Source organism: Stutzerimonas stutzeri (genome assembly GCF_024448895.1).
In the GTDB taxonomy this organism is placed as follows: domain Bacteria; phylum Pseudomonadota; class Gammaproteobacteria; order Pseudomonadales; family Pseudomonadaceae; genus Stutzerimonas; species Stutzerimonas stutzeri_Q.
The window spans coordinates 124,075-130,341 of the sequence record NZ_JAMOIC010000015.1 but is presented as its reverse complement, the minus strand read 5'-3'; the positions used below and the strand labels follow the sequence as shown (position 1 = coordinate 130,341).

General features: G+C 62.8%; 5 protein-coding genes. All 5 read right to left on the bottom strand.

All coding sequences use genetic code 11. The features are described from left to right. Positions 1–1,008: formaldehyde dehydrogenase, glutathione-independent (fdhA, locus tag NA619_RS17605; protein ID WP_255963106.1), on the bottom strand; the 1,008-nt coding region annotated here is incomplete at its 3' end. A gap of 130 nt (positions 1,009–1,138) precedes the next feature. Further along, the gene (gene purU, locus NA619_RS17600; protein ID WP_255963105.1) at positions 1,139–1,996 is read right to left on the bottom strand and encodes a formyltetrahydrofolate deformylase; all 858 of its coding nucleotides are present in this window, start codon (positions 1,994–1,996) and stop codon (positions 1,139–1,141) included. 168 nt (positions 1,997–2,164) lie between these two features. Beyond that, complete coding sequence (locus tag NA619_RS17595; RefSeq protein ID WP_255963104.1) at positions 2,165–2,791, bottom strand: sarcosine oxidase subunit gamma; 627 nt, start codon at positions 2,789–2,791, stop codon at positions 2,165–2,167. 82 nt (positions 2,792–2,873) lie between these two features. After that, complete coding sequence (locus NA619_RS17590) at positions 2,874–5,906, bottom strand: sarcosine oxidase subunit alpha (protein ID WP_255963103.1); 3,033 nt, start codon at positions 5,904–5,906, stop codon at positions 2,874–2,876. Further along, positions 5,903–6,229 carry a sarcosine oxidase subunit delta gene (locus NA619_RS17585; RefSeq protein ID WP_255963102.1) on the bottom strand — a complete coding sequence of 109 codons (327 nt, stop codon included), beginning with the start codon at positions 6,227–6,229 and terminating at the stop codon, positions 5,903–5,905. The genes NA619_RS17590 and NA619_RS17585 overlap by 4 nt, the downstream gene beginning before the upstream one ends. Positions 6,230–6,267 lie beyond the last annotated feature (38 nt).

Genomic DNA, 6,267 nt, shown 5'->3' with positions numbered 1-6,267 from the left:
GGTGTGGAAGCTGTGGGATTTGGCCCAGCCCAGACCAAATCGAATGCTCAGGCTGCCCATCTTCGCGGCGGCATCGACGGCACCTGGATCTTCGGTGACATAGAGGCCGGGAATACCGATCTTGCCTGCCACGCGCACCACGCCCATCAGCGAGTTAAGCACGGTAGCCGGGGCTTCGGCCTTGACGCCGTCGTGGCCGTGGCCGCGTGCTTCGAAGCCTACGCAGTCAACGGCGCAGTCGACTTCCGGCTCGCCCAGCAGGGCGGCGATCTGCTCATGCAGCGGCGTGTCCTGGGACAGGTCGGCGATTTCGAAGCCCTGTGCTTTGGCATGCGCCAGGCGCACCGGGTTGACGTCGCCGATGATGACCACCGCCGCGCCCAGCAAGCGGGCGGATGCCGCAGCAGCGAGACCGACTGGACCGGCGCCTGCAATGTAGACCGTGCTGCCGGGGCCAACACCTGCAGTCACGGCGCCGTGGTAGCCGGTGGGCAGGATGTCGGAGAGGCAGGTGAGGTCGCGGATCTTCTCCATCGCTTTGTCGCGATTGGGCAGCTTGAGCAGGTTGAAGTCGGCGTAGGGCACCAGTACGTATTCGGCTTGGCCGCCGGTCCAGTCACCCATGTCGACGTAGCCGTAGGCGCCGCCGGCGCGCGCCGGGTTAACGGTCAGGCAGACGCCAGTGTGCTGTTCCTTGCACGAGCGGCAGCGGCCGCAGGCGACGTTGAACGGCACCGAGACCAGATCTCCAAGCTGCAGGTTTTCGACGTCGCTGCCTTTTTCGATCACTTCACCGGTGATCTCGTGGCCGAGCACCAAACCGGTCTGTGCAGTGGTGCGTCCGCGGACCATGTGCTGGTCCGATCCGCAGATATTGGTGGAAACGACGCGCAGAATTACACCGTGTTCAATCTTGCGCCCGCGTGGATCCTGCATCTTGGGGTAGTCGATGCTTTGCACTTCGACCTTGCCTGCGCCGAGGTAAACGACGCCACGATTGTCAGCCATCTGCGTTTCTCCTTTGTTTTTGTGAATACAAGGCGCGACGGGAGGCCGCGCGGGCTTGTAGTGGAGCTGTCAGGTGCCAGCTGGGTCAGCCGGCTGTTGCTTGGTTGCGGATCTGCTCGCCGCTTGATGGTTAAAGCACGACCGTTCGACTGGCGTGCAGGAAGACCCGGCGCTCAAGGAAATAGCCGACTGCCTTGGCCAGGGTCAGGCACTCGATGTCGCGGCCCTTGGCGATCAGGTCTTCGGGATAGTGGGTGTGGTCCACCGGCTCGACGCCCTGGGCGATGATTGGCCCTTCGTCGAGGTCGTTGTTGATGAAGTGCGCTGTAGCGCCCACCAGCTTGACGCCTTTCTGGTACGCCTGATGGTAAGGTTTTGCGCCCTTGAAGCCGGGCAGCAAGGAGTGGTGGATATTGATGGCCCGGCCGTCGAGGGTGCGGCAGAGCTCCGGCGAGAGCACCTGCATGTAGCGTGCGAGTATCACCAGTTCGGCGCCGCTGTCCTCGATCACCTGCAGCACCTTGCGCTCTTGCGAGGGCTTGTCCTGAGGGTCGAGCGGAAAGTGGTGATAGGGGATGGCGTGCCAGCGAGCCAGGGGTTCCAGATCCGGGTGGTTGGACACCACGGCGGCGATGTCCATGGGAAGCTGGCCGATGCGCTGGCGGTACAGCAGGTCGTTCAGGCAATGGTCGGACTTGGAAACCATGATTACGACTTTCGGCCGGTAACCCGGAGACGTCAGCTCGATATTCATCTCGAAGGGTGCGACGCGATCGATCAGGCCGGTACGGAAACTCGCTTCGTCGAAGCCGTCCGGCGCGCGGAACTCGACGCGGATAAAGAAACGGCTGACGAGGCGATCATCGAAGCTGTGGTGCTCGGTCACATAGCAACCCTGCTCGAACAGGTAGCGGGTCACCACGTCGACGGTGCCGAGCAGGCTCGGGCTGTGTGCGGTGAGGATCCAGGTGTCAGGCGTCCGGCTCATGTTCGTCTCCAGGTTGCGTGAAGCAAGTCGGCGCCCATGCGCCAATCATTCGTAGCGTGGGTCGGGCCACGTATCTGGCGCTTCACCCATTCACCGATTCCTTGGTGGACGAAAAGAGCCTCGTCCACCCTACAAACTCCCGACCGGAGGGGAGGGTCCGGCTGATCTTCAACCCTCGATCGCGAGCCCGTACTCAGCACTGGCGTCCTGCAGCCAGAGCCAGATGTAATCGGCGAAACTGCGCCGTACGACCAGCTCCCAGACGTTTTCGGCGGTATGGCGGATCACCAGCTGGCTTTTGGCGAAGTGGGTGCCGACCGCCTTGCCCACCGGGAAGTTGTTTGGGTGGACGTCGTAGGGCGTCGACTTCATCAGCAGTTCGCGGACCTTTTCCCCAGAGAGTTCGACCAGGGTCTGCCCACCGCTGACATTGACGATCTGGATGTGCTGACCAGCCAGGGCTTCGCGCAGCCGCTGTTCAGCGGAGAACTCCTCGCCCTGGGGGACGATCAGCAACCATTCGTCCGAGCCCATCCACTGCAACGAGGTTTCGCCATTGACCACCAGCTTCAGAGCAGTCGGCAATTGCAGCCCAAGCGCTTCCTGTATGCCGCTGGCAAAGGCGGGATCATGGGCATCGCCGCGCAGGGTCAGATGGCCGCGCAGCTTCTTTTCATGCAGGCGTATGCCTGCGCCGGCGCGGCCCTTACCGACCAATTCGGCAAGCCCGGCGTGGTGCAGCGGTGATTGCCCTTCGAGGTCAGGCCGTTGTTTGTACACGTTCACTGCGGTCATGGTTTACCTGCCTGGCGCCGTCTAGCGCCTTTGAATTCGGGGTGCAACGAGGTGAGGCTGGCGCGCCAGCCTCACGCTCACCTCACACGTTCTGCTGTTCGCCTTTCGGGTCGTAGAAGACCGAGCTGACGATTTCGGCCTCTATCACGCTGCCATCGACCAGCGGTGCGTAGACCCGCTCGCCGATGCGCTTGAGGCCGCCTTTGACCAGCGCCATGGCGAAGGAATAACCCATGGCCGCACTCATGTAGCTGGAGGTCACGTGGCCAACCATGGTCATCGGAATCTGCTGCTTGGGATCGAATACCAGCTGCGCGCCTTCGGGCAGAACCTTCTTCGGATCCAGCGGTTTTAGGCCGACCAGCTGTTTGCGGTCTTCCTTCAGGCAGTCCTCGCGGTTCATGCCGCGCCAGCCGATCCAGGAGAAGGGTTTTGAGCGACCGACGCACCAGCCCATGTTCAGGTCGTCCGGGGTCAGGGACCCGTCGGTTTCCTGGCCAACGATGATGAATCCCTTCTCGGCACGCAGCACGTGCATGGTCTCGGTACCGTAGGGGGTCAGGCCGTGCTTCTTGCCCGCCTCGATGATCTGCTCCCAAACGCCCATGGCGTAATCGGCCTGGACGTTGACTTCGTAGCTCAGCTCCCCGGTGAAGGAGATACGGAATACCCGCGCGGGCACGCCGCCGACCTTGCGTTCCTTCCAGGTCATGAACGGGAAGGCCTCTTTGTCCAGGTCTATGTCGGTGACCTCGGCCAGCAGCTTGCGGCTGTTGGGGCCGGACAGGGTCATGGTTGCCCAGTGGTCGGTGACCGAGGTGAAGTACACCTTCAGCTCGGGCCATTCAGTCTGGTGATAGATCTCCAGCCACTCCATCACCCGTGCGGCACCGCCAGTGGTGGTGGTCATCAGGAAGTGATTGTCGGCCAGGCAGGCGGTTACGCCGTCATCGAAGACCATGCCGTCTTCCTTGCACATCAGGCCGTAACGGGCTTTGCCCACGTCCAGCTTGGTCCAGGCGTTGGTGTAGACGCGGTTGAGGAATTCGCGTGCATCCGGGCCCTGGATATCGATCTTGCCCAGCGTCGAGGCATCGAGAATACCGACTGCATTTCGTACGGCCAGGCACTCGCGGGCGACAGCCGCATGCAGGTCTTCACCTTTCTTGGGGAAGTACCAGGGGCGCTTCCACTGGCCGACATCCTCGAATTCGGCTCCGTTCTGCAGATGCCATTTCTGCAACGCAGTGAAGCGCTTGGGCTCGAACAGCTCGCCACAGTGACGACCGGCGACGGCGCCAAAGGTGACCGGGGTGTAGTTCGGGCGGAACATGGTGGTGCCCATTTCAGCGATGCTGATGCCCATCGAGTGAGCGGCGATGGCCAGGCCATTGATGTTGCCAAGCTTGCCCTGATCGGTCCCGAAGCCCAGCGCGGTATAGCGCTTGACGTGCTCGACCGACTCGAAGCCCTCGCGTGTTGCCAGCTTGATGCCGGCCGCAGTGACGTCGTTCTGTAGGTCAACGAACTGCTTCGGGGCTCGCTCTGTGGACTTGTCATGGGGGACCTGGAACAGCGCGACGCTCGCTTCTTCTACGCGTTGTTCAACCTTCGGCAGATTGCCGGTGACCGCCCCGAAACCGGACTCTGCAGCTGCCATGGCACCTGCCTCGAAGCCGTCTGCCATGGCGTCACCAAGGGCGAATACGCCATTGACCGCACCGGCACAGCTGCGCTGCTGGAAGCCTTCACCCGGAACGAAGGCGAGGATGTCTTCACGCCAGGTGGGGCGACCGCCAAGGTGCGAGGCCAGGTGAACCACTGGACTGTAGCCGCCAGAGCTGGCGATCAGGTCGCAGTCGAGCACTTCGCCTGGGCTGGTGACCTTATGACTGGCGATGTCGATGGCGCAGATTCGTGCGCCGGTGACCCGCTTGCTGCCACGCGCTTCGACCACCGCGCTACCGGCGAGAATACGTACGCCGCGGCGGCGCGCTTCCTCGACCCAGGTGCCGCGCGGGTTGCTGCGCGCATCTGCGACGGCGACCACCTGTTGGCCCGCGTCCAGCCAGTCGAGCACCACCCGGTAGGCGTAATCGTTGTTGGTCGACAATACGAGCTGCCGGCCAGGGACCACGCCGTAGCGGCGCACATAGGTGGAGACTGCATCAGCGAGCATGTTGCCGGGTACATCGTTGTTCGAATAGACCAGCGGACGCTCATGGGCACCGGTCGCCAACACCACACGCTTGGCCCGCACCCGATGCATGCGCTGACGGATGATTCGCTGCCCGAGTGCGCCCATGGGCGCGATTTCACCCAGGTGGTCGGCCACGCGCTGGTGGATGGTGAGGAAGTTGTGGTCGTGGTAGCCGGTCACGGTGGCGCGTGGTAGCAGGATCACTTCCGGCATTTTTTCAAGTTCGGCGATGGCGCTGGCGGCCCAATCGGCGGCGGGCTTGTCGTCGAGTGTCTCGCGAGTGCCAAGCAGGCTGCCTCCAAACTCTTCCTGCTCGTCGGCCAGGATCACCCTGGCGCCACTGCGACCGGCAGCCAACGCTGCGGCCAGACCTGCAGGGCCGGCGCCAACCACCAGCACGTCGCAGTGCTGATTCAGATGATCGTAGCTGTCCGGGTCTTCTTCTCTTGGGGCACGGCCGAGACCTGCCGCCTTACGAATGTACTTCTCGTAGGTCAGCCAGAGGTTCTGCGGGTACATGAAAGTCTTGTAATAGAAACCGGGCGGCATCATCCCGCCGCCGACCTTACCGAGGATGCCCATCAGGTCGGTATTGACGCTCGGCCAACCGTTCACGCTGTTGGCAGTCAGGCCCGCGTACAAGGCTTGCTGAGTGGCACGCACGTTGGGGATTTGCGCCGCTTCGGTGCCGCCGATCTGCAGCACCGCATTCGGCTCTTCGGAGCCCGCGGCGACGATGCCGCGCGGACGCGAGTATTTGAAGCTGCGGCCGACGACATCGACACCGTTGGCCAGCAACGCGGCGGCCAGGGTGTCGCCGACGAAGCCTTGATAGGTCTGGCCGTTGAAGCTGAAGGTAAGGGGCTGGCTGCGGTCGACGCGGCCACCCTGGGAAAGACGATTGACCTGGCTCATGCCGTTACTCCTTGGTCGACAGCCTTCTTCGCAGCGAGCGAAGCCTCAGTCACGCTGGGCCGCTCACCGATCTTGTAGGTTTCGAGGATTTCGTAGCTCACCGTGTGACGGGTGACGTTGAAGTACTGGCGGCAGCCCGCTGCGTGAATCCACAGTTCGTGGTGGATGCCGCGCGGATTGTCACGGAAGAACAGGTACTCACCCCACTCCGCGTCAGTGCAGGCGTTCGGGTCCAGGGGGCGCGGGATATGCGCCTGGCCGGCCGCGTGGAACTCTTCTTCGGAGCGCAATTCGCCGCAATGAGGGCAGAAGATGTGCAGCATGGTCGGTACCTCCGGTAAATCTTCAAACCCGCTCGGAT

Coding starts and splice junctions, on each gene's coding strand:
- NA619_RS17585 (WP_255963102.1), bottom strand. CDS start 6,229: ATGCTGCACATCTTCTGCCCTCATTGCGGCGAATTGCGCTCCGAAGAA.
- NA619_RS17595 (WP_255963104.1), bottom strand. CDS start 2,791: ATGACCGCAGTGAACGTGTACAAACAACGGCCTGACCTCGAAGGGCAA.
- NA619_RS17590 (WP_255963103.1), bottom strand. CDS start 5,906: ATGAGCCAGGTCAATCGTCTTTCCCAGGGTGGCCGCGTCGACCGCAGC.
- purU (WP_255963105.1), bottom strand. CDS start 1,996: ATGAGCCGGACGCCTGACACCTGGATCCTCACCGCACACAGCCCGAGC.